This is a genomic window from Roseibium sp. ROS1 (genome assembly GCF_054658215.1).
Window position 1 is genome coordinate 1,643,201 of record NZ_BAAGIG010000001.1, and the last position, 20,967, is coordinate 1,664,167.

Annotated in this window: 22 protein-coding genes; 8 read left to right on the plus strand and 14 right to left on the minus strand. The window is 58.2% G+C overall.

Translation table 11 applies throughout. The features are described 5' to 3' along the window. Positions 1 to 194 precede the first annotated feature (194 nt). Positions 195 to 1,877 (plus strand): tetratricopeptide repeat-containing sulfotransferase family protein, encoded by a 1,683-nt coding sequence (locus ACYQ6M_RS07515; protein ID WP_167579592.1) that lies wholly within the window; start codon positions 195 to 197, stop codon positions 1,875 to 1,877. Between the two features lie 63 nt (positions 1,878 to 1,940). Here ACYQ6M_RS07515 and ACYQ6M_RS07520 read toward each other — a convergent pair whose 3' ends face one another. Genes ACYQ6M_RS07520 through ACYQ6M_RS07530 form a run of 3 tightly spaced genes read right to left on the minus strand, consistent with a single transcriptional unit; the run spans position 1,941 to position 5,391 of the window. Next, the gene (locus ACYQ6M_RS07520; protein WP_460073020.1) at positions 1,941 to 2,504 is read right to left on the minus strand and encodes a DUF1254 domain-containing protein; all 564 of its coding nucleotides are present in this window, start codon (positions 2,502 to 2,504) and stop codon (positions 1,941 to 1,943) included. Next, positions 2,501 to 3,181, minus strand: coding sequence for a DUF1214 domain-containing protein (locus ACYQ6M_RS07525; protein WP_023001022.1), 681 nt, complete (start codon positions 3,179 to 3,181; stop codon positions 2,501 to 2,503). The genes ACYQ6M_RS07520 and ACYQ6M_RS07525 overlap by 4 nt, the downstream gene beginning before the upstream one ends. Further along, complete coding sequence (locus tag ACYQ6M_RS07530; RefSeq protein WP_460073022.1) at positions 3,178 to 5,391, minus strand: transglycosylase domain-containing protein; 2,214 nt, start codon at positions 5,389 to 5,391, stop codon at positions 3,178 to 3,180. The genes ACYQ6M_RS07525 and ACYQ6M_RS07530 overlap by 4 nt, the downstream gene beginning before the upstream one ends. A 220-nt stretch (positions 5,392 to 5,611) precedes the next feature. Between ACYQ6M_RS07530 and ACYQ6M_RS07535 the strand changes: the two genes are divergently transcribed. Beyond that, positions 5,612 to 6,097, plus strand: coding sequence for a YcgN family cysteine cluster protein (locus ACYQ6M_RS07535; RefSeq protein ID WP_209169451.1), 486 nt, complete (start codon positions 5,612 to 5,614; stop codon positions 6,095 to 6,097). Positions 6,098 to 6,152: 55 nt separating this feature from the next. Here ACYQ6M_RS07535 and ACYQ6M_RS07540 read toward each other — a convergent pair whose 3' ends face one another. Beyond that, on the minus strand, positions 6,153 to 6,770 hold the full coding sequence (locus tag ACYQ6M_RS07540) for a TetR/AcrR family transcriptional regulator (protein WP_460073025.1): 618 nt from the start codon (positions 6,768 to 6,770) through the stop codon (positions 6,153 to 6,155). A gap of 117 nt (positions 6,771 to 6,887) precedes the next feature. Here ACYQ6M_RS07540 and ACYQ6M_RS07545 point away from each other — a divergent pair, with 117 nt between their 5' ends. After that, positions 6,888 to 7,469 carry an NAD(P)H-dependent oxidoreductase gene (locus ACYQ6M_RS07545; protein ID WP_460073027.1) on the plus strand — a complete coding sequence of 194 codons (582 nt, stop codon included), beginning with the start codon at positions 6,888 to 6,890 and terminating at the stop codon, positions 7,467 to 7,469. 73 nt (positions 7,470 to 7,542) lie between these two features. On the opposite strand, the gene ACYQ6M_RS07550 is transcribed toward ACYQ6M_RS07545, so the two are convergent. The 4 genes from ACYQ6M_RS07550 to ACYQ6M_RS07565 form a co-directional block, all read right to left on the minus strand. Further along, the gene (locus ACYQ6M_RS07550; RefSeq protein WP_460073029.1) at positions 7,543 to 9,030 is read right to left on the minus strand and encodes an MltF family protein; all 1,488 of its coding nucleotides are present in this window, start codon (positions 9,028 to 9,030) and stop codon (positions 7,543 to 7,545) included. Positions 9,031 to 9,118: 88 nt separating this feature from the next. Further along, positions 9,119 to 9,637, minus strand: coding sequence for a DUF3833 family protein (locus tag ACYQ6M_RS07555; RefSeq protein ID WP_460073031.1), 519 nt, complete (start codon positions 9,635 to 9,637; stop codon positions 9,119 to 9,121). Positions 9,638 to 9,705: 68 nt separating this feature from the next. After that, positions 9,706 to 10,710 (minus strand): P1 family peptidase, encoded by a 1,005-nt coding sequence (locus ACYQ6M_RS07560; RefSeq protein WP_168692808.1) that lies wholly within the window; start codon positions 10,708 to 10,710, stop codon positions 9,706 to 9,708. A gap of 54 nt (positions 10,711 to 10,764) precedes the next feature. After that, a complete protein-coding gene (locus ACYQ6M_RS07565) occupies positions 10,765 to 11,292 on the minus strand; it encodes a flavin reductase (RefSeq protein WP_023001030.1) in 528 nt (175 codons plus the stop codon). 323 nt (positions 11,293 to 11,615) lie between these two features. On the opposite strand from ACYQ6M_RS07565, the gene ACYQ6M_RS07570 reads away from it, so the two are divergent. Beyond that, on the plus strand, positions 11,616 to 12,719 hold the full coding sequence (locus ACYQ6M_RS07570; RefSeq protein WP_460073034.1) for a branched-chain amino acid ABC transporter substrate-binding protein: 1,104 nt from the start codon (positions 11,616 to 11,618) through the stop codon (positions 12,717 to 12,719). 77 nt (positions 12,720 to 12,796) lie between these two features. On the opposite strand, the gene ACYQ6M_RS07575 is transcribed toward ACYQ6M_RS07570, so the two are convergent. Then, positions 12,797 to 13,411, minus strand: coding sequence for a YceI family protein (locus tag ACYQ6M_RS07575; protein ID WP_460073036.1), 615 nt, complete (start codon positions 13,409 to 13,411; stop codon positions 12,797 to 12,799). A 351-nt stretch (positions 13,412 to 13,762) separates the two neighbouring features. Here ACYQ6M_RS07575 and ACYQ6M_RS07580 point away from each other — a divergent pair, with 351 nt between their 5' ends. Beyond that, complete coding sequence (locus tag ACYQ6M_RS07580) at positions 13,763 to 14,242, plus strand: L,D-transpeptidase (protein WP_286133815.1); 480 nt, start codon at positions 13,763 to 13,765, stop codon at positions 14,240 to 14,242. A 51-nt stretch (positions 14,243 to 14,293) separates the two neighbouring features. On the opposite strand, the gene ACYQ6M_RS07585 is transcribed toward ACYQ6M_RS07580, so the two are convergent. The 3 genes from ACYQ6M_RS07585 to ACYQ6M_RS07595 all read right to left on the minus strand — a co-directional run bounded on the left by ACYQ6M_RS07585 (position 14,294) and on the right by ACYQ6M_RS07595 (position 17,727). Continuing rightward, positions 14,294 to 15,169 (minus strand): hypothetical protein, encoded by an 876-nt coding sequence (locus ACYQ6M_RS07585; RefSeq protein WP_023001034.1) that lies wholly within the window; start codon positions 15,167 to 15,169, stop codon positions 14,294 to 14,296. A 360-nt stretch (positions 15,170 to 15,529) separates the two neighbouring features. Then, complete coding sequence (locus tag ACYQ6M_RS07590) at positions 15,530 to 16,744, minus strand: vWA domain-containing protein (protein ID WP_055654880.1); 1,215 nt, start codon at positions 16,742 to 16,744, stop codon at positions 15,530 to 15,532. A gap of 50 nt (positions 16,745 to 16,794) precedes the next feature. Further along, complete coding sequence (locus tag ACYQ6M_RS07595; RefSeq protein WP_460073039.1) at positions 16,795 to 17,727, minus strand: AAA family ATPase; 933 nt, start codon at positions 17,725 to 17,727, stop codon at positions 16,795 to 16,797. A gap of 163 nt (positions 17,728 to 17,890) precedes the next feature. On the opposite strand from ACYQ6M_RS07595, the gene ACYQ6M_RS07600 reads away from it, so the two are divergent. Together ACYQ6M_RS07600 and ACYQ6M_RS07605 are read left to right on the plus strand one after the other, a co-directional pair. Beyond that, positions 17,891 to 18,238, plus strand: coding sequence for a c-type cytochrome (locus ACYQ6M_RS07600; protein WP_168692810.1), 348 nt, complete (start codon positions 17,891 to 17,893; stop codon positions 18,236 to 18,238). Positions 18,239 to 18,385: 147 nt separating this feature from the next. Next, positions 18,386 to 18,658, plus strand: a complete 273-nt coding sequence (locus tag ACYQ6M_RS07605) for an usg protein (protein ID WP_031269297.1) — start codon at positions 18,386 to 18,388, stop codon at positions 18,656 to 18,658. Between the two features lie 17 nt (positions 18,659 to 18,675). Here the strand turns inward: ACYQ6M_RS07605 and ACYQ6M_RS07610 are convergent, their stop codons facing one another. Beyond that, entirely contained in the window at positions 18,676 to 19,485 is an 810-nt protein-coding gene (locus ACYQ6M_RS07610) for a tRNA1(Val) (adenine(37)-N6)-methyltransferase (protein WP_460073042.1), read from the minus strand. 1 nt (position 19,486) lies between these two features. Next, a complete protein-coding gene (locus tag ACYQ6M_RS07615) occupies positions 19,487 to 19,723 on the minus strand; it encodes a putative signal transducing protein (protein ID WP_055654874.1) in 237 nt (78 codons plus the stop codon). 174 nt (positions 19,724 to 19,897) lie between these two features. Here ACYQ6M_RS07615 and ACYQ6M_RS07620 point away from each other — a divergent pair, with 174 nt between their 5' ends. After that, the gene (locus ACYQ6M_RS07620) at positions 19,898 to 20,914 is read left to right on the plus strand and encodes a polyprenyl synthetase family protein (RefSeq protein WP_023001041.1); all 1,017 of its coding nucleotides are present in this window, start codon (positions 19,898 to 19,900) and stop codon (positions 20,912 to 20,914) included. The last annotated feature ends 53 nt before the right edge of the window (positions 20,915 to 20,967 follow it).

Sequence of the window (20,967 nt, forward strand, 5' to 3'; positions counted from 1 at the left end):
TTTTTTTTATTGCAATGCAAAAAAATGTGAACACTGAAAAAAGAGACGTGATCACAAGCTCTTAGCCTAATTTTGGTCGTTTTTCCGGCAAAAGGATGTCTTTGAAGGGGTTTTGTGGCTTGCCGTTCTTCAGGCGTCGAACTAAACCGTTTAGTTTACAGGGTAGTCACTCCCGGGAACCTGAAGGTGGTCGAATGAGTCCGAACATCACGCTTCTCGTCAAAGAAGCGCTCTCTCATCAACATGCCGGACGCATTGGAATCGCGCTCAGCATGTTTGAGGAGATACTGAAGCTCGACCCCAAAAATCCGCAGGCAAATTTTTCGCTGGGCATTGCTGCTTACCAGAACGGTGACGTGGGGCTTGCTATCGAGATGCTGAGGAAGGCTGAGCGCAAGGCCGGCAAGCATCCGCAGGTGCATCAGTTGCTCGGTCTGGCCCTCATGAACGCTGGCGATCTGGCCGGCGCGCTGAAATCGCTGAAAAAAGCTGTGGCCCTTGCGCCCAAAGCCGCTGATTTCCACGCCCATCTTGGTGACCTGTACACGCTCAAGCGTCAGCCGGTGCTGGCACGACAGAGCTTTCAGCGTGCATTGGCGATCGATCCGGAAAATGGTTATGCCCTTGTCGGCATGGGCCAGCTCGATATCACTGTCGGCCAGATCGACGAGGCTGTCGCCTGGTTCGAAAAAGCCATCGCATTGGGCAAGGAACTGCCCTCGGCCCTTCACTGCCTGACGATGGCACGCACCTACAGGGAAGAACCGGCGGAACTTGCCAAGATCGATGACCTGTTGAAACAGGCAAGCGCACTGCCTGCTCCGGAGCACGCTCACCTGCATTGGGCGGCCGGCAAGATCCACTACGACCTGGGAGACACCGCGCGCGCTGCCCAGCACTACCGCTCCGCTCGCCGGTTGCGCTACCAGTCGTTCGATCAGCAAGCCCATGAAGAGCGCATCGCGTTCATGAAGGAAGTTTTCAACGAGGCATTTTTCGCCGAACGGACGGAATTTGAGGATCCCTCGGAGCGGCCGGTTTTCATTTTCGGCATGCCGCGTTCAGGCACGACCCTGGCCGAGCAGATCGTGAGCCGGCATTCGCGCATCGCCAGCGGTGCGGAAATTCCGTATTTCCGCTTGCTGCAGCAGGACCTGGGTTTGCGGGGGGCGCCAAGTGCTGCCCTGGAAAACCGGTTGAAGAGCCTCGGGCCGCGTGAGTTCAAGCAGTTTGCACGGCAGTACCTTGCGGAACTGAGCGCAATCGATCGGCGGGCAGACCGTGTCACCGACAAGATGCCGCATAATTTCGAAGTGCTCTGGCTTATGAGCCTTCTGTTTCCGAAAGCGGCTTTCATCCATTGCGTTCGCTGTCCTGCGGACACATGCGTTTCGCTTCTGTCGCATTCGCTTTCGCCCGCGCATAACTACGCCATGACGCAGAAGTCACTGGGCAGCTATTTCGTCGCCTACGACGGTCTGATGAAACATTGGGAAAAGGTCCTGCCGGTTCGCATCCACACGCTTTCCTACGAAGACCTGGTTCATAACCAGGAAAAGGAAAGCAAGGCGCTACTGGCGTGCACAGGCATGGACTGGGAAGAGCAATGCCTGGAGTTCTATAACGGCGACAGTCCCGTGACGACGTTCTCCAATCTCCAGGTGCGGAAGCCGATGTTCAGATCATCGATCGGTCGGTGGAAGCGTCACAAGGATCTTCTGGGAGACCTGTTCGAGTCGCTCGGTCCACTGTCACCGCTCAATGAGGCTGCACCGGTCGGCAATAGTTCCAGCTACGGTCAGCAACAGACGCTTGCAACCGGTATGCCCGACAACGATATTTCTCACCTGCGGAACGCGGTTTCTCCGATATCGTGACCAGTTGCGGCGTCGGGGCGTGACAGCGTCCCGGCCTGACCGTTTTTCATGATTGCAAGTAGCTTAGCGAATGGAGCCGCAGCTTGCGGCCCTGAGAGCGCGGTCGACGTTGTCCGCCCGGGTCGGGTGGGGCACATAGGCTCGCAACAACGCAAAACCGCTTAGCGGCTCTTCCGTTTCAATGACGATGAGGTCTTCCAGGTTTTCCGGCGGGTTCTCCCGCAGGATCGACAGCTGTTCCGTGGTCAGCACCAGCATTGACAGGCGCTCGGCACCTGCGGTGCGGTTGTTGAGACTGTAGACGGCCTCTCCAGCCGCGTTGAACAGTCCTATGGACCAGAAGGGTACCGGAATGCTGGCATCGAAAAGAACCGGCCCGTCGGCGAGCTGAAACCGGCAGGCAGCGTGCTTCATGGCCGGATCGAGATCGGGCAGGGCTTCCTCGCCGGGGTGGACATCCGGCAGCAAATTGAACTGCCGGTCCGGTCCGTGGTTGCCGATGTTGTCATAGGCACTGTGCAGAACGTTCTGGGGGATGCTCAGCACCACCAGGATGTGAATGATGGCAGCAAGACACAGTGTGGCCAGCAGGCCAACCGACAGGGAAAAACGTGAAGAAAGGGTCATGGGCAGCCCAACCTGTCGATGGTGGGCATGCTGACGCCGTCAAGGGCTGCACCGGTCGTGACCGGAGCGTCATAGACCCTAAGCACGAAGCGTAGACCGTCGGCGGCCCTTGCATCGCTCGCCAGGGGCAGCCAGTTGCCGGAGTGGGGGCGGGTGGCGGCGACGATCTCGAATGTGCCGTCCGCGTTTCGCAGCAAGGCGTCACTTGCTAGGTTCACCCGGCCGGACATCGTCTTGACCAGGTGGCCGTGGCCATCGACCGCGGTCATGGTCCAGAGCCGTGCAGACGGGGTCTGGCCTGCGATACGGTACTCACATGTCGGATCAAGCTGGTGGCCGTTGCTGTCTTCGCGCGCGACCAGAGCAAGCCCTTCGCCCGATGCCAGGGGAATGACGGCGCCTCTTGTGTAGATCGCCACGGAATAGGGATCGGCTTCGGAGGTGCCGGCTTTCGGATAGGCGTGCCACGGGCCGATGGTGACCGCATTTAGCGGTTGTTCCCGCTCGATGATCAGATAGGCGGAGCTGATGCCGAGCAAGGAGGCCAGAACGACGACAAGCGTCACCGTGGCGAGCGTGCGAAAAGGATTGCCCCGATGCGAGCGGATGGCACGTGGAAGCCTTTCGTCATACCAGTCTGCCTCGCCATGTGCGGGCCGGAATCCTGTATCGCTCATTGCACCGCCGCGACATCGGTGTTGGCAGACCCTTGAGCAGGGGCGGCATCGGCGCTCGTTTGTTCAAGCAGCAGGCGCAGATCCTGACCGATCTGCAAGAGGAGATCCTGGGTGCGCCGTTTCAGGACTCGTGGCTGCGCAGTGTCGCTGGTGTCTGTAGCCAGCCTTGCCGGTGCGGTTCGGGCCAGTCGCGGCAGGCTTTCCGGATCGACACCGGGCATCCGGGCAAGCTCGATGCCATTGTGGGCAAAGGCGTTGTATTTCTGCCAGGCCATGGCAGGAAGGCTGCCGCCGGTGACACGCCGCGTGGAGGTAAAATCGTCGTTGCCGAACCAGACGGCCGTGGCAAAGTTGCCGGTGTAGCCGACAAACCACGCGTCACGGTAGGCGTTGGTGGTTCCGGTCTTTCCGGCTGCGACCACGCCGTCAATCTGCGCCCGGCGGGCCGTGCCGGCCTCAACCACATTGACCAGGATCTCGTTCATTTCCTGAACTTTCTCCTCCGGCAGGACACGAACTGCAGGCGGCTCGTCGCGTTCACGCCGGTAGAGAACCTTGCCGGCGCTGTTCTTGATCTCCAGAACCGCATAGGCCGCTGCCTTGGTTCCGCCATTGGCGAAAACGGAATAGGCCGACGCCATGTCGATGACGGAGACTTCAGATGAGCCGATTGGTAGCGACACGGAGTTTTCCAGTTCGTGGGTCAGGCCCATGCGATACGCCGTATCGATGATTTTTTGCCGGCCGAAATCCAGGGAAAGGATCACCGGAATGGTGTTGATGGACTTGGTGAGCGCGGTTTTCAGCGTGACAGCGCCCCGGTAGCTTCTGGAATAGTTCTTGGGCGACCAGTTACCGATCCAGACCGGACGGTCGGAGACCACGCTGTCCGAGGTGTAGCCGTTCATGAAAGCCGTCATATAGACGAAAGGCTTGAACGAGGATCCTGGCTGGCGCAGCGCGTTGACGGCGCGATTGAACTGGCTTTCGCCATAGGAACTGCCACCGACCATGGCAACGACGGCTCCGTCCGGGATCATCGAAACCATCGCCGCTTCACGAGCGTCGCGCAAATTTCCGTTTTCCCGAAGCACGGTTTCCACGGCCAGATCCGCCTGGCGCTGCAGCGCCGGGTCCAGTGTGGTGCGTACGGTCACAATGCGGTCGCGGGCGAGTGCCGGATACCGGCGTGCAAGTTTCTTGACCTCTTCAAGCGCCCAGTCGAGGAAGTATTCCGGCAACTGTTCCTGAGACCTGTCGACAGCCAGGGCCGGATTACGGCGTGCGCCGATCACCTGGCCTTCGGTCAGGAAACTGGCCTGTACCATGTTGGACAGGACTTCGTTGGCACGCGCGCGGGCTGCAGGCAGGTTGATGTGTGGGGCGTATTTGGTCGGTGCCTTGTAGAGACCTGCCAGCATGGCACTTTCAGCAAGCGTCAGCTCACGCACATTCTTGTTGAAATAGAATTCGGAAGCTGCCGTCACCCCGAAGACGCCGCCGCCCATGTAGGCGCGGTCGAGATAGAGCTTCAGGATTTCCTGCTTGGAAAGGTTCGCTTCCAGCCACAGCGCCAGATAGGCTTCCTTGATCTTGCGGCTGAGACTGCGCTCGTTGGTCAGGAAGAGGTTTTTGGCCAGCTGCTGGGTGAGCGTCGAACCGCCCTGGACGACACCGCCTGCGCGTGCGTTCTCGACCATGGCCCGGAAGGTGCCGAAAAAATCAATTCCGAAGTGGCTGAAGAAACGGCGATCTTCGGTGGCGAGCGTTGCCTTTATCAGGGAGTCTGGAATTTCCTCAAGCGGTACGCTGTCGTTGAGAACGATGCCGCGCCGGCCGATTTCCTTGCCGAAGCGATCCAGGAAGGTCACCGCGAAATCGTCTGTGGTCTTCCAGTCGGCATAGCGCGTTGCCTCGAAGGCTGGCTGGGCGAAGGCCAGCACCACGATGAAACCGGCAAGACCGTAAGTCAGGCCGTCAGACGAAAGTTCGGCAAGAACGCGCCAAATTCCCTTGGCCCGGAACCGCCGCAAGAAGGCGTCATAGCCTTCGAATATCCGGCGGATAGCTGTTCCGCTCTTCCACAGGGCCGTGTCGATAAGGGCATCGATCGCCAGGAAAAAGCGGCGAATACGATTGCGCTTTTTCGGCGGCTTCTGCGCCGGCGGATGGCCGGTTTCGACATCATCTGATTGCGGTTTGTCCGTCACGCGAACAAGGTCTCCGGATCAAAAAGGATCGGCCCAAGCTAGCCGTTTTTCGAGGTCGTGCAAACTGGTTGCCAACGTGCCCCTTTCATTGGAACAGTTTACCTAAAGTTCTTGCAATTTCATTGAGGAAAAACAGCCCGTTTTTTCGCCCAGGTTGCCCGACAGCCTGTAGCATGATAGGCGCCGATTGTTCCGGCCCAAGAAAGGCGCACAAGACTTCATGACTGTGGACGATACCTCACGCGAGCTTCCGTTCTGGAAAACCCGCACACTGGAAGACATGACGCAGTCCCAGTGGGAATCGCTTTGCGACGGCTGCGCACGCTGCTGTCTCAACAAGCTTGAGGACTGGGACACCGGCGAAATCGTCTGGACGGATGTTGCCTGCACGTTGCTTGATGGCACCAGCTGCCGCTGCAAGGATTACGACAACAGGGCAACCATCGTGCCGGACTGCATTCAGCTCACACCGGGTGAGGTGAGGACACTGACCTGGCTGCCTCCAACCTGTGCCTATCGGCTGGTGCGGGAAGGCAAGGATCTCTACTGGTGGCATCCTTTGGTGTCGGGAGATCCTGAAACGGTCCATCAGGCGGGCATTTCCGTTCGCGGGCGGACGATCCCCGAAGACGGCATGGCTCTGGAAGACTACGAGAACCACGTCGTGTTCTGGCCGGGGGAAATGCCGGAAGACCGGAAGGGTTGAGCTAACCCTGCCGATCAGGATGCAGTCACTCTATTCGAGCCCGCTTTGATCACTCTCATTGTCTGATCAGGAAAGCCTCGACATGGCGGCGGAGCCGATGTTCCAGTTCCACCCTGTCAGTCAGTTGATGGCTTTTGACCAGGATGGCTCCATGGATCATGAAGGCAATCAGCCCATCGACCATTTCCTTGGCTGACCGATCCTGCCTCAGGTTCGGCTTCAGGCTGGCCCCCTGTTGCCAGAACGTCAGGAAATGCTCCAGTTCCGCATCGAGGGCGTCCAGAGTTTCGACAAATTCAGCAGCGCAATTGGGTTTGGTTACACCGATATTGTCCAGGAACAGCCGCAGGATTGTCGGGCTGTCGGTGATGACGTCGATCAGGGCCATCATGCGCCGGGTCAGCAGTCCGACAGGGTCGGACAATTGGTCGGGTTCTGCTGCTTCGTCGGACGTCGCCGCACGCAGGGCATTCAGCCGGTCCAGCAGCACGTAGGACAAAAGGCCGTCCATATCGCCGAAATGCGAGAACACGGTCCCCTTTGCGACACCTGCCTCCTGAGCAACCGCTTCCGCGGTAACCAGGTCCAATCCGTGTTTTTGACTGAGATCGCGTGCGGCAGCCAGGACCCGTGCCCTTGTGGCAATGCTCCGCTGTTGTGGTTTGCGTGTCATGATTTTCCGTTAAAATGACCGTGGTCAAAAAATATCTTGACGGATGTGATGCCGAATGTCAAAAAATGACCACGGTCAATTTTGGCGTTTGACGCCTGCAAGCTCACAAGGTTGGACATGACAAGAATACTGGTATTGGAAGGACACCCAGCCAAGGACACGTTTTGCGGCGCCCTCGCGGCGGAATATGCAAATCATGCGCAAAAGGGTGGAAACGAAGTGCGGGTCAGGCATCTGGCCGATCTGGACTTCGACGCGGATTTCGGAGTGTCATCCTTCAAGGATGCGAAGCCTCTGGAGCCTGACCTAGAAGCACTGTGGCAGGATATCCTGTGGTGTGAACATTTCGTGCTCACGCACCCATTGTGGTGGGGCGGTCTGCCGGGCAGGTTGAAGGGGTTGTTCGACCGGATCCTGCTGCCGGGCATGTCCTTTCAATATGTGAAAGGCAAGCCTCTGCCTGAGCAACTGCTCAAGGGCCGCACCGCGCAGGTCCTGGTGACTTCCGACACACCGGGTTGGTACTTCACCTGGATTTATGGTGCCGGTGCCAAAAAGCAAACCGAGAAGCAGATCCTCGATTTCTGCGGTCTCAAGCCCAAAGGCTACCATATGTTCTCGCCGATCCGCGGATCGAGCGGCGAGGCAAAGCGGAAGATGCTGGCGCGGGCCGCTGCTCTTGGTCGCAAGGTTGCCTGAAGCGTTTTGCATCGGTCATGGTGGACGTTCAAACGGCCTTCGTTGAACGTCCTCATGTTGCTCGCGAAAGATCCTAGTTTCCGGCTGCCGCCTTCTCGGCAGCTTCTGTTTGCCGACGCTGCTGTTGGTTGAAGAACACGACGTAATACTGGTAGATGTTGCCGACGTAATCGACAGGTTCCCGGCCGATTTCGGAAGCCACGATCCACTCGACGTTGTCAAACCACTTGTCCGGGTCAAAGCCCTGTTGCTTGGCTTTTTCGCGCAGTTTGGCAAACCGGCTGGGGCCGGCGTTGTAGGCCGCAAGCGCAAAGAAGGTCTGGTTGGCATCCCGTGTCTGAAGACCGGCAAAATACTGGTTGGCAAGGTACCGAAGATATTTGACGCCTGCCTGAACGTTCTTGTCCGGATCTGCATCAATGCCGCTGATGTTGATTGGGTCGCCTTTGGCCGTAGCCGGCTTGATCTGCATCAGTCCAACGGCGCCCGCGCGGCTGTGGGCTTTCTGGTCGAAACGCGATTCCTGAAAGCTTTGCGCGGCGATCAACAACCAGTCGATCTCATACTCGTCCCCGTATTTCTGAAAAATGGTTTGGAGACTGGCGAGGTCGTTCTTGTAGTCCGCGCTGCGCATGTCCCGGAGGTAGTCGGCCTCTTTCAGATATCGCTTGAGGATGATGTTGCCGAGCAGGGTGCCTTTTGTCACGGTGGCGGCGAAGGCATCGACTTCCTTCAGGAGCTCCGGCGCATTGTTGCGAACGGCTATGGCAATCTCTCCATCCGTGCGCACGGCTGCCGAGGGATGCATCTTCAGGCCGTCCAGAACTTCCAGCCAGAGCTCGGCCTTGTGCTGGTCCACGATCACCATGGAAATGGCGCCGGCTGCCACCATTTCCAGAAGATCCTCGTCTTCCATGTGCTCGTCAGCGGTCACAATGTCGACCGGCTTGGCGCCTTTTTTGCCGAGCCTGTCGTTAAGTGCCTTGAGGCTCTGATAATAGGAAGACGAAGCCCGGACGTGAACGGTCTGACCTGACAGGGCTTCAGGTGAGGGAAGGTCGGCAACCCCTACGGCGGTGACCGGTACTTCGTGCACATCCTTCAGCAAAGGGGACGAAAAGGCGACCAGATCTTCCCGTTCGCGGGTAATGGTCAGATTGCCGATCGCGATGTCGCCTTTGCCCGCGGCAAGATCTGAAAACAAGTGATCTCTTGGGGTCGGAACAAGTACGAGCTTTGCATCCTTCGCCTTCTTCTCGTGGATCTTGTCCAGGTATTTGTCGAACTCGGTCATGAGATCAACCGAGCTGCCGCGCTGAACGCCCTTGTCGATGAAGTAACCGGTCTTTGAAAACGGGATCAGGACCCGAATGTAGCCACGCTTGAGCAAGGCGTCGAAGTCGCCGTCGAACGGTTCAAGCAGTTTGTTCTCAAGCGTTTCGGCAAGGCCCGTGCCCATTGCGCTTGCCAAGGTTGACTGGCTTGCAAGGCCCGCTACCACAAGAGCCATTGAAAACATCAGGTTCAGGAGATGTGGCAGGAAGTGCCGGATCGGTATCATGAAGCCCCCACGGACAATTTCTTCCGCAGAGTAAAGGCTTGAAATCACTCCCGATCAAGCGCCAAGTCGTACCTGAGCCCTGGAAGCTTTACCTTTTAAATGTCAGCGAAACCGTACCGACCGTAATCCCGGCCTTCATGACCTTGGCGGTGTTCCTGACCGTGTTTCTGTCGACCTGTGTCAGCGTGTCGTCAAAACGAAGCAGCAATGGCCCGTTCTCAGTCTCCAGGCTCGCGACGTAGGAGAAACGAAGGTCTCCATTTTCATCCGTACGAACGTTTGCCGGACCCAGTACGTCGGCTCTCTGGCCGATGTATCGGTCTTCGGCAACCTTCTGAAAGAACCAGGTCTTGGTATCACGTTCACCGTCTTCGTAGACGAAGTCCTCGCGAAGCCGGAGCGTAAAGGTCTTGCTGTTCCAGGTTCCTGTCAACGTGACGGTGAATGGTCGGTAGACACCGGCGATCTTGCTTTCAAAAACGCCCTTGCCCACCGTTTTTCCGCGGAAGAATTCTTCCAGCACCAGGGATTTGGCGTCGGCCGGAACAGAAGCGCAGACACCTATGGCGAACATGGCGAGAAGCAGAAAACGGTGAACGCGGGTCATGATGGGCAGAACCTCCTTCAGGAAAATCTGCCCAGTTTACGCAGGTCGGCGCGCGTCGGATCTGGTGACTAGCTTCCGAACCGCTCTCGCCACGTCGGGACCGGATCGTCGGCTGCCGGGGCTGCATTATAGACGCCGCGGGCGATGGCACGTGCCAGGCACGAAGCGGCTGCCGCACCGAGCTGAACCATGTCTTCCAGTCCGTTTTCCATTCGGCGTTGGCCCGTGGAGAGGGCGAAGACGAGATCGCCATCAAGCGGTGTGTGGGCGGGCCAGAGAGCCCGCGCGAGCCCGTCATGCGCCATGACCGCGAGGCGTTTCGCTTCGCCCTTGGTCAGGATGGCATCGGTCGCGACAGCTGCGATCGTGGTGTTGGCACCGGCCTTGAGGCCGTCAAGTTTGGTGCGGACCGTGATGCTGTCCGGCGGCAGCGGATGCGCCATTCCCAGGCCACCGAACTCATCGCCGATTTCAAAGGGGGCCGCCCAGAAGTGCGCGCTGTCCCCCACGGTTGCTCGCCCAAGCGCGTTCACCGCGACAATGGCGCCGACCGTAATGCCGTTTTCCAGTACATGGGAGGCAGACCCGAGACCGCCTTTCAGATTTGCGGTGGTGGCTCCGGTGCCGGCACCGATGGAACCGAGGGAAAAATCATGGCCGATTGCATCAAGTGCAGACCGGCCGAGATCCCGGTAAGGCGCTGCCTGTCCCCAGCTCTTGTCACCGCCGTTCAGGAGGTCGAACAGGATGGCGGTGGGAACGATCGGAACGCGGACCGGGCCGACCTGGAACCCGTAACCCAGTTCGGCAAGGCGTCCCTGGACACCTGCACCGGCATCCAGACCGAAGGCGGATCCACCGGCCAGCACGATGGCGTCGATCTTCTCGACGGTCTGCTCCGGCTCCAGGAGCGCGATTTCACGGGTGCCAGGTGCACCGCCGTGAATGGCCACCGAGGTGACCGCGGGTTCGTCCGGTACGAGCACGGTCGCCCCGGATTTCAGTTCAAGATCGGAAGCATTGCCAACCTTGAGGCCCGGGACATCGGTGATCAGGTTGCGTAAACCGGCCATGGGCAGACGGTCCTCGATTGAAGGTGGACGATAAGGAGTGTGATCGGCTGCGTGTCAGGTGTCGAGGCTTTTGTAGCCGCGGCGGACATAGAGAAGGGATTTGCCGGGATCGGTCATCCGAAGGTCGGTTACGGTGCCGACGATGATCGAATGCGTCCCCATTTCGGTGACTGAATAGACTTCGCAATCGACGCTGAGACGCGCGCTGTCGAGGGCGGGGCAGCCAGTGGCCAGACTTGTCCAGTCGCCTTTCTCGAACCTTTGCGGCATGTCCAGCTTGTCTCGCCCGGCAAAGGTGTCGGAAATTTCCTCGTGATCGTCGCTGAGCGTGTTGAGGCAGAAGCAGCGGTTTTCGAGAACTGCGCCATGGATGCGTGTTTTCCTGTTCAGGCAGATCAGAATGCTGGCGGGCTCGTCGCTGACCGAACAGGCAGCCGAAACGGTTGCACCCATTCGGCCGCCGGGGCCGTCAGTGGTCACCACGTGGACGGCTGCGGCAATCCGGCTCATGGCTTCCCGAAAAATGGCGGTCTCCAGGGGAAGCCTGTCCTGGTCTTCGGATTCTGAAGAGGTTGGGGACATCAAGTCGGCTCCTGGGCGGCTCAGCGGGAATCAATCGTCTGTCGGACGCGGACGGGAGTTTAGGCGGCCACGGAAAGGATGCCTAGACCATGCTGTGCTCGACACGGTGCAGACGGGTTTTTCTGATATTTCAAGGTCAACACCTTATGAACGCACGTCGGAAGGTCTCGTAAACCCATCCAACCGAAGTCGTGGGCCGGAAAGCTCATGAATTCATATGGGGCAGGTGTTCCGCATTTGCCACCTAAGCCACAAGTGCGGATTGAGCTGCGGACCGGGCCGCGCTAGGGGTAGGGGGCGATCACCGGATCTTGGGGAGACGAATGACCTTTCAGCAGTTTCTGGCCAGTGCTGGCCTCCTGGCTTACAGCGTCGTTGCGACACCTGCTGTCGCCGACATCCGGATCGCTGTTGCCGGGCCGATGAAAGGGCAGTTTGCTGCTTTCGGTGAAGAAATGCGTATCGGCGCGGAAAAGGCGGTTGCCGACCTCAATGCGGCCGGCGGGGTCAATGGCGAGACACTGGTGCTGGAAACTGTCGACGATGGCTGTGATGCGGACCAGGCTGTGGCCGTGGCCAACCAGTTGATCGGCAGAGACGTTGTCTTTGTTGCCGGCCATCTTTGTTTCAGCAGCTCTATTGCCGCCGCTGAAGTCTATGCCGGTGCGGGGATCGTTCAGATGTCACCGGCAACGACCTTGCCGAAATTCACCGATGAGCGGCAAGGCGAAGGCATTTTTCGTCTCGCCCCGAGGGATGACCGGCAGGCGGACGTGGCCGGCAGGTTGCTGGTGAATGAATTCGGCGACAAACGAATTGCAATTCTGCATGACAAGACAGCCTACGGCAAAGGTCTTGCTGACGCGGTCAAGGCGGTCGTGAACGAGCTGGGAACCAGCGAGAGCATGGCGCTGGGGTTTGACGCAGGCGGTGACGATTTCCGCAGCCTCGTGTCGCAACTGAAGCTTCAGGCTGTCGATGTTGTTTACCTGGGCGGTTATCACCCGGAAGCGGGGCTGATAAAGCTGGAGATGGACCGTCAGCGGTTGGACGCGGTGCTGGTGGCCGGTGATGCACTGATGACGGAAGACTATTGGTCCGTAACAGGTGAGGCGGGGAATGGAACCTTGCTGACCTATCCGGAGATCCCCCGGGATCGCCCCGAAGCGCAGGAACTGGTTGCTGATCTGGAAGCGGCGGGAGCTTCCGCAGACCGCTTCACATTGACGACCTATGCCGCAATTCAGGCCTGGGCACAGGCTGTCGAGGTCGCTGGTGGTACGGCGTTGCAAGGCGTGGCGACTGCTCTTCAGGAAGGAACCTTCGACACGGTGCTCGGAGATGTAACCTTCGACGGCAACGGTGACAGCAATCTGCCGGACTACATTGTCTATGAGTGGCGCAATGGTGTGCCACTAACCCGCTAGATCTGCCCCATAATGCAAGAGCACGCGGCCCTTGCAGGCACGCGTGCTTCTCAGGAATACAAGGCAAATGGTGGAGGTCAGCTACGTTTTCCGGTGCCTCTGATCTCGAGATTGACCTTGTCGGCGTAGATCGGCAAACCGGCATCCATGCCGTAGAGGCTGCGGAAAAACCCGCCTGACACTTCGAATCCGACCTGACCGTTGGCCTTGCTGTCGGTAATCTTCACCGAAAGCTTGGTGCGTTTCTGCTTTCCGCGAAGGTTCAAGACACCCTCAACTTCCGCCGTGTTCTGGCCGGTAATATGAACCCGGGTGCTCTGGAATGTGGCCACCGGGTGGTTGGCGACATCAAACATGGCCGAACTCTTCAGAAAACCTGTAACCTTGTCGTTGTTCGTGTGAACACTTCTCAGGTCGACCTTCACGACCACCTGGCTCTTCTCCGGACGGTTTTGGTCCAGTGTCATCTTGCCGGATACGGTCTTGAATTCACCCGTTACAGGGCCGCGTCCGAGGACCCGGACAGAAAAGCCGGTGGCCAGTTGAGCCGGTGACAGCAGGTAGGTGCCAGTCAAAGATCCGGCGAATGAAGGCAAAGGTGCCGCGGCGAGTGCGACAAGACAGGCGAAGGTTGCGACGGTTTTTCGAAAGGGGCGATTGAAGCCGCGTGTCGTGGCAGATGTTTGGGTCATTCGACAGGTCCTTGAACAAGATAAACGATGCAACTGGTGCGGCCATGTTCCGCAAGTTTTAAACTCAGGCTCTCTCTTCGAGCCATGGACGCAGTATCTCATGAGGCTCCGTCAGACGCGGTGACGCCTGTCACAGGCAAAGATGCGATTGTTCGACCGGTATTCGCTCACCCCCAGATACCAGTTGGCTCGCCGTATTGTCTCTTCACGTTGGAGTGCTGATTAACCTTTTGGTAAGAAAATAGGCCTGTCCCGGTTCTTTCAAGGGAAGGGGCAAGGTAATCTCGGCGCAACTGCATGGAGTTTGTAATGCGTCTGGTCTCCTTGTTCCGCGTTTTCATTCCTTTGATGATGCTTGTTGCAATCAGTGTTCCGCCAAAGTCTGCCGATGCCGCCGAAGTGGTGGGCTTCTCGGATGCCCGCTTTCGCGCCGGAACTATCGTGATAAAGAATTCCGAAAAGCGGCTTTATCTTGTGCTCGGCGCCAACAGGGCGATCCGCTACAAGGTTGCAGTCGGCAAACGGCAAAAATCCTGGACCGGACAGGCATTCATAACGGCTAAATACGTGAAGCCCGACTGGGCTCCGTCGGACGAAGTCCGTCGAGACTTTCCGCATTTGCCGACGGTCATTCGCGGTGGCGCGCCCAACAACCCGATGGGCGTTGCCGCCATGACGCTGTCCAACGGAAACTACGCCATTCACGGCACCAACCGGCCGGGCTCCATCGGGCGCGCGGTTTCGTATGGCTGCATCCGGATGGCCAATCACGACATCGAGGACCTGTTTCAAAGGGTAACGGTTCGCACGCCTGTGGTGGCATTGCCGTGAACCAGCCAGGTGCATTCGCTGGCTAGCCGGTAACTGGCGAGGAGATCAGTCTTACCTGTCCCGCTTGCCATTGCGTCCGGATGACGGTGCCGACCAGGCATTTTCCGGGGGTTTCTTCCGGTCCAGATAGGTTCCCAGCATCAGGACGACACCCAGCAGCAGGCAGCTTGTTCCCGCGAAGAACAGTTCGAACGGGGCCTGCTCGGAGGGGGAAATCTGCATTTTATGAAGCACGACCGTGCCGATGATCATGGGCAGCAGGTAAAGAGCAAGCGCGGTGAACTGACGGTAGAAATTTGATCTGCCTGGTTGCATCACGCTCTGGAAAGGAGCCTGATTGCGCATCTGGACCAGGAGGTCTACCGACACCAGCCACATGCCGAATTGCGTGATCATCGACAGTTCGTTCCCCCACAGAAAGAACGCATAGACTGTTTCCGCAAAGCCGAAGGACAATACGGCCAGGCAGACAGATACCAGGAGCAGCCTGACGACAGTATGCCGTTCCTGGGAAAGCTCGAAACTGAAGCAGCAAAACAGGAAGAGAGCCGTTTCAATCGAGAACCGGCCGTACATATTGATCGATTCCAGGGAATGGGACAGCCAGCTGTCGGCAAATAGAGTGATCTGATCCGGAAACAGGGCCTCGGCAATACGAAGGCCCGAGAGCAGGATCATCAGGCAGCACAGGGTACCCCTGAGCCAGACCGAGCGCGCCCATTGCAGACGAAAGAAGATAGCTCCGGCCAGAATGAGAAAACCAAGTGCCGTGATTGGATGAGTAGACGGCTTTGGGCCGGAAAAGGGATCGCCGGAAGAAAGATAGACGTTGTGTCCCAGACCAAACAGGATGACGAGCAGAAGCGAACAGCCAATCACTTGATGGTAGACTGTTTTGTCGAGATCCTGATTATTGTTCCTGGTCATAACGCGGCAGCAAATTCAAGAAGTAACGTCTGTTTCACACCACAAAAGTGTAGCGCAGTTTAATCGCGTTTTCGAGGTCAAGTTCATGCGGCAGCGCACACCCTGCCGCAGAGGCAGCATGTCGCATTTAGTTTCATGAAATTGAATATATGGTGGGTCCGAGGCCTGCAAACGACCTCTCAAATGACCCTGTCAACTTCTAGTGCCCCAACACGAAGCTGGCAGGGTCTCTTTGTTCATGCCGTCATTTTGAAGCAGAAAATCACCTGCTTCCAGCCTGCATGAAACCAGGCCAGTCAGGCACCGTCTTCCAGACTTTTGAGTGTCAATTGGACACGTCTGCGCAATGGGCTACCAACGTTACGGTTTCAACCAACGCTTCGGATTGGCACTGCTGTCGCGACCGCCTGAACCCGACAACGCAGCGACAAGATCGGCAACCGCGTCGAGTGAATGAACCGCTCGGAATTCGTCCACATTCGGCAGCATGGCGCGGATACCCTTTGCCTTTGCTTCGAAGCCTTCGAAGCGCAGCAGGGGATTAAGCCAGATTAGTCGACGGCAAGAGCGGTGCAGCCGGTCCATTTCCCGCTCAAGATCCTCGTCCGTATCGCGCTCCAAGCCGTCGGTGATCAGCAGTACGGTCGGCTGTCCCGACAGCACACGGCGAGACCAATGCCGGTTGAAATCATGCAGTGCAGAGGCGATGCGGGTGCCTCCCGACCAGTCCTCGACACCTGACGAGCAAGCTTCCAGGGCCTCGTCAGGATCCTTCATGCGCAATTGTCTCGTGACGTTCGTCAAACGGGTGCCAAACAGGAATGTGTGTACATCCCGCCGTTCCACGGTCAGACCATGCAGAAAATGCAGCAGAAGCCTGGAGTACTGGCTCATGCTTCCGGAGATATCGCAAAGGGCGACAAGCGGCGGCCGTTTTTCCGCCGGTTTGCGGAACTTCAGGTCAATTATGTCACCACCGGCCCGCATGGAGGCGCGCAAGGTTCGGCGTGGATCGACTTTTCCTCTGGACGCCGGCTTGAGGCGACGAAGCCTGATCTTGTCCAAAGGCATTGTCATGGCCCTGAGCGCCAGCTTGGCTTCGGTAATTTCATCCGACGTCATCTGCGCGAAGTCCTTGGTCTGCAGCAATTCCTTGCCGGAGACGGTGAACTTTGCATCGATTTCGATCTGGGGAACGGTTTCCTCTGCGACCCGCTCTTGCGCTGCCTGAAACGCCTGCGAGACCCGTGTCTGGCCGGCCTTCGGTTTTTCAGGCTCACCTCTGGGCGGGGCGACCGGCGACAGGATCGCCAGCATCTTCTCGATCAATCCACGGCTTTGCCAGTAGATCCGGAAGGCCTCGTCGAACAGCACCTTCTGTTCGCGTTTGCGCACGAAGACCGCATGCAGTGTCCAGTAGAGGTCCTCACGGCTTTCGATGCCGGAGACTTCCACGGCCGCAACCGCATCCACCACGGAGGCGGGGCCGACGGGAACGCCCGCCTTGCGCAGCGTTCGCGCGAAATAGACGATGTTGTCCGTGATCCGCGATCGCAACTCAGGAGAGGGTGTCATTGCAGCCTCCCGGATGAGTGCGATGGGACGCTTGTGGTCTTGTCACCTGTTCAAACCGCCGGCATGGATTGCTGGTGCGGAGCGTCCTTGCGGATGTCGTCGATCATCTGGCGCACTTTGGAGCCGCGGACGCGTTCGATGTCGTCCTGGTATTTCAACAGAAGGCCTAGCGTGTCGGATGCCATGTCCGGATCGAGCGCCATTTCGTTGAGTTCGGAAAGAGCTGTCGCCCAGTCCAGGGTTTCGGCGACACCGGGTTGCTTGAAAAGATCCTCGTCGGCACGCAGCTTCTGCACGAAGGCAACCACTTCGCTTGCAAGGCGCTGGGCGGCACCGGGAACCTTGCGGCGGACAATCTCCAGCTCGCGCTCGGCATCGGGGTAGTCGACCCAATGGTAGAGACAGCGGCGTTTCAGGGCATCGTGAATTTCACGCGTGCGGTTGGTCGTGATGATGACGATGGGCGGCTCGGCTGCCTTCACGGTGCCGAGCTCGGGAATTGTCACCTGGTTATCGGCCAGAACTTCCAGAAGAAAGGCTTCGAACGCTTCATCCGCCCGGTCGAGTTCGTCGATCAGGAACACCGGCGCGCCTGCCAGCGAAGGTTCGAGCGCCTGCAGCACGGGGCGCTTGATCAGGAAGCGTTCGTCGAAAATCGATTTGGAAAGCTCGGAGTGGTCAGTGTCACCGGCTGCTTCCGCGACACGGATTTCGACCATCTGAGCGGGGTAGTTCCACTCATAGACCGCGGAGGCGACGTCGAGACCTTCATAGCATTGCAGGCGGATCAGGTCTCTTCCGAGGGTCGACGACAGGACCTTGGCAATTTCCGTCTTGCCGACACCGGCTTCGCCTTCCAGAAACAGGGGGCGTTTCATCTTCAGGGCCAGATGCAGAACGGTGGCAAGCGACCGGTCGGCCACGTAGCCCGCCTGATCCATCAGGGCGAGAGTGTCGTCAATGGAAGCCGGCAGCTGGTTCATGTTTCCTCCGGTGAACGGGTGGTGATCCCGGTTATATAGAGATACTGGCGTCGAGAACATTGGTGTTGAAGGCACATTTTTCGTGGCCACCGTGTTCCCCCTAATGGGTTTCTGTTTCCGAACCTTCTATAAAAGCGAAACTGATTCAAGGGAGGGAAGTAGAGTGTCGTGCAGCAAGCCGTTTTTTGGTGTCGCCGTCATCCTGTTTGCAGCATCGTCCGCCCTGGCTTCTGACGGAGCTTATCCGACGGATCCGGTGAGCGTTGCGACCGGCCGGGAGCTGGCGGAAATCCATTGTGCTACGTGTCATGCAGTCGGCAGGGACGACCAGAGTGCACAGGCCGGTGCTCCTGCCTTTCGTGATCTTTCCAGCCGGTATCCGCTGGAAAGCCTGGAAGAACCATTGGCGGAAGGCATCGTGACGGCACATGACAACATGCCGGAATTCGCGCTGGAGCCGGATGACATCGACGCCTTTCTGGGGTATCTGACCACCATCCAAGTGAAATGATGCTTTTTGCAGCCCATGGCTCCTGTTGTTAGCAGTGCCTGTCGAGTGCTGCTAAATTGCTGTTTTTAAACAGCAAATATCCAAAAGTCGGGTTTGGTTAACCAGATTTCCGTGACAATCTTTCTTTGCACAGAAGAAAGGATTGGCATGAAAACCAGCTCTGACTTTGAAAAACGCCTTCTCGGTTATGGACTGATGACGGCGGAAATCCTCTACCGTCTGCCTGATCATCCGAAGTTGCTGCAGAGTTTCCTGTGGCAAACGGAAGACCTGGCGCCGAAATTTCCCGAATTGACCAGGTTTCTCGTGTTCTGGGAACGGGAGATAGAAGGTCGCATCCATTCCGTTCGCGTTGCGCATCAGACCCTGATCTCGCCGGTTGATTTCCGCTACGCGGACGGAGAAATCGTGGTGCACTGAGATAGGCGGGACAGGAATCAGCGCGCGCTGAGGCCAAGTCCTTCGCCATCACGCATGACGGCTTTTGACTGAGGGGTGAAATCGGATCCGTCCCCCTCATGCAATACGAACCCCGGCATCAGCCGCAAGGGGGCCTTGCTGGCGCGAATGGCGCGCAGCAGAACACGTGTTGCTGCCGCTTCCTGCCTTGGACGAAGCGGAATGACTTCGATTGCGCCGAACCGGCCCTTGAGAACGCTCAACAGTTCCTGCAGACCGTCTGCCCGAAAGATGACGGTCAGGCTGCCGCCTTCCTTGACAATATCCGTTGCTGTTTTCGCCCATGGCTCCAGTCCTCGGTCATCGAGCATATGCGCGCCGGCACGAGCACTGTTGGGCGATGCCCGGAAGCGGTCCGCCTCATAGTAGGGCGGGTTCATGATGGCATGGTCCGCCAATGCGGGGGTAAGACCGGCTGCGTGGCGCGCACTTCCCTTGGCCGTAATATCGGCTTCCAGAAGGGAAACACGGCTGGAAAATGCGCCATTGGCGGGGTCTTCAAGGCCGCGACGGGCGAGGGTGAGCACGGTCTCGTCGATATCAACCAGCGTTACCCGAATGTCCGGCAAGCGCGCCGCGGCGCAAAACCCGGCGGTGCCGACACCCGCGCCAAGGTCGATGACATGCCCCCGGGTACCATTCGGCAGGGCCGCCGCAAGATAAACCGCATCGAGGCCTGCCCTGTGCCGGCCACGCTTGGGCTGATGCACATAGACCTTGCCGCCCAGAAAAGCGTCATGGGTTGTTTCCTGTGATGTGCATTCGGTGCTGTCCGTCGGCGAAGTCATGTCAGGCCCGGCCGCTTTCCGGGCGCAGTTCATGTTCCAGACCGGCGTCTCGCACCAGCTTGCGCGCCATCTGGATCTGGTCTGAATCGACAAGTATGCGACGCGGGATCATGGCCAGCGAACCTTCCAGAATGCTCATGTTGCCGTCTGCGACAAAATGTTTGATGCCGGCATCTTCAAGAATCGATTCCAGAAAGGAAATCAGGACGGGATCGTTTGTTCTGACTAGTTCTTCCATAAGATTCCCGGCGTTAGCGGTCCATGTCCTGCGGTCGAACAGAAAGCCTCATCCGACCCGTTTACAGCAAAACCAGCTGATTGCGGCATTTCAACAGTTTGTCAATGGATTGGCGGCTTGCCCCGAAGGCGTTCGCAACATATTGTCCGCACAAATATTCAGGGAGTGCCATTAGTGGCCGTTGTTGCAACTTATACAGACGATCAGCCGCGCCGTCCGAGCATTCAGTCGCTCGTTGATCTGGTGTCCGGCGGCATGGGCGAGGTCAACGATCTGATCCTGTCGAAGGCAGGATCGAATGTTGAATTGATCCCGGAAATCGCCAAGCACCTGATTTCCTCCGGCGGCAAGCGGCTCCGGCCGATGCTGACGCTGGCCTGTGCCGAGATGTTCGGCTACCAGGGCGATGGTCATGTCACGCTGGCGGCCAGCGTGGAATTCATGCATACCGCCACGCTGTTGCATGACGATGTCGTGGACGAAAGCGACATGCGTCGAGGCAAGCTTGCAGCGCGCAAGCTCTGGGGGAACCAGGCAAGTGTTCTTGTCGGCGACTATCTGCTCGGACAGGCCTTCAAGATGATGGTCGATGTCGGTTCGCTGGAAGCGCTGCGCATCCTCTCCACGGCATCCGCAGTCATTGCCGAAGGCGAAGTGCTGCAGCTTGGCGCTGCAAAGAACATCGCCACGACCGAAGCAGACTATCTGCGGGTGATCGAGGCCAAGACCGCCGCTCTGTTTGCCGCTGCTGCCGAAGTCGGCCCCGTGATTGCCGGGCAGTCAGTGGAAATGAAGCGGGCCGCGCGGACCTACGGCATGGAACTCGGCTATGCGTTCCAGCTAGTTGACGACGCGCTCGACTATGGTGGCTCTTCCGCAGATCTCGGCAAGGATGTCGGCGATGATTTCCGCGAAGGCAAGATCACACTACCGGTGGTGTTGGCCGTTGCCCGTGGCACTGATGCAGATCGCGACTTCTGGAGACGTTGCCTGGAAGGCGAGGAAATCCAGGATGGTGATCTGGAACAGGCCATCGAGCTTTTGAAGAAATACGACGCCTTGTCTGAAACGGTCGAGCGGGCGAAGGACTACGGCAACAAGGCTCTTGCTGCACTGGACACGTTGCCGTCCGGTGCGCATAGCGATGCGCTGGGTGATGCTGTTGCCTTCTGCATCTCGCGTGTGAGCTAACTCTTACAAGTATTTGTTTTTCTGACGAAATTGAAACGCCGCCATTTTTGAAA

Bases quoted from the DNA above. Each gene is read 5' to 3' on its own strand.
- ACYQ6M_RS07605 (WP_031269297.1), top strand. From the start codon at position 18,386: ATGAAAACCAGCTCTGACTTTGAAAAACGCCTTCTCGGTTATGGACTG.
- ACYQ6M_RS07615 (WP_055654874.1), bottom strand. From the start codon at position 19,723: ATGGAAGAACTAGTCAGAACAAACGATCCCGTCCTGATTTCCTTTCTG.
- ACYQ6M_RS07570 (WP_460073034.1), top strand. From the start codon at position 11,616: ATGACCTTTCAGCAGTTTCTGGCCAGTGCTGGCCTCCTGGCTTACAGC.
- ACYQ6M_RS07545 (WP_460073027.1), top strand. From the start codon at position 6,888: ATGACAAGAATACTGGTATTGGAAGGACACCCAGCCAAGGACACGTTT.
- ACYQ6M_RS07610 (WP_460073042.1), bottom strand. From the start codon at position 19,485: ATGACTTCGCCGACGGACAGCACCGAATGCACATCACAGGAAACAACC.
- ACYQ6M_RS07590 (WP_055654880.1), bottom strand. From the start codon at position 16,744: ATGACACCCTCTCCTGAGTTGCGATCGCGGATCACGGACAACATCGTC.
- ACYQ6M_RS07515 (WP_167579592.1), top strand. From the start codon at position 195: ATGAGTCCGAACATCACGCTTCTCGTCAAAGAAGCGCTCTCTCATCAA.
- ACYQ6M_RS07520 (WP_460073020.1), bottom strand. From the start codon at position 2,504: ATGACCCTTTCTTCACGTTTTTCCCTGTCGGTTGGCCTGCTGGCCACA.
- ACYQ6M_RS07560 (WP_168692808.1), bottom strand. From the start codon at position 10,710: ATGGCCGGTTTACGCAACCTGATCACCGATGTCCCGGGCCTCAAGGTT.
- ACYQ6M_RS07580 (WP_286133815.1), top strand. From the start codon at position 13,763: ATGCTTGTTGCAATCAGTGTTCCGCCAAAGTCTGCCGATGCCGCCGAA.
- ACYQ6M_RS07575 (WP_460073036.1), bottom strand. From the start codon at position 13,411: ATGACCCAAACATCTGCCACGACACGCGGCTTCAATCGCCCCTTTCGA.
- ACYQ6M_RS07585 (WP_023001034.1), bottom strand. From the start codon at position 15,169: ATGACCAGGAACAATAATCAGGATCTCGACAAAACAGTCTACCATCAA.
- ACYQ6M_RS07565 (WP_023001030.1), bottom strand. From the start codon at position 11,292: ATGTCCCCAACCTCTTCAGAATCCGAAGACCAGGACAGGCTTCCCCTG.
- ACYQ6M_RS07540 (WP_460073025.1), bottom strand. From the start codon at position 6,770: ATGACACGCAAACCACAACAGCGGAGCATTGCCACAAGGGCACGGGTC.
- ACYQ6M_RS07535 (WP_209169451.1), top strand. From the start codon at position 5,612: ATGACTGTGGACGATACCTCACGCGAGCTTCCGTTCTGGAAAACCCGC.
- ACYQ6M_RS07525 (WP_023001022.1), bottom strand. From the start codon at position 3,181: ATGAGCGATACAGGATTCCGGCCCGCACATGGCGAGGCAGACTGGTAT.
- ACYQ6M_RS07555 (WP_460073031.1), bottom strand. From the start codon at position 9,637: ATGACCCGCGTTCACCGTTTTCTGCTTCTCGCCATGTTCGCCATAGGT.
- ACYQ6M_RS07550 (WP_460073029.1), bottom strand. From the start codon at position 9,030: ATGATACCGATCCGGCACTTCCTGCCACATCTCCTGAACCTGATGTTT.
- ACYQ6M_RS07595 (WP_460073039.1), bottom strand. From the start codon at position 17,727: ATGAACCAGCTGCCGGCTTCCATTGACGACACTCTCGCCCTGATGGAT.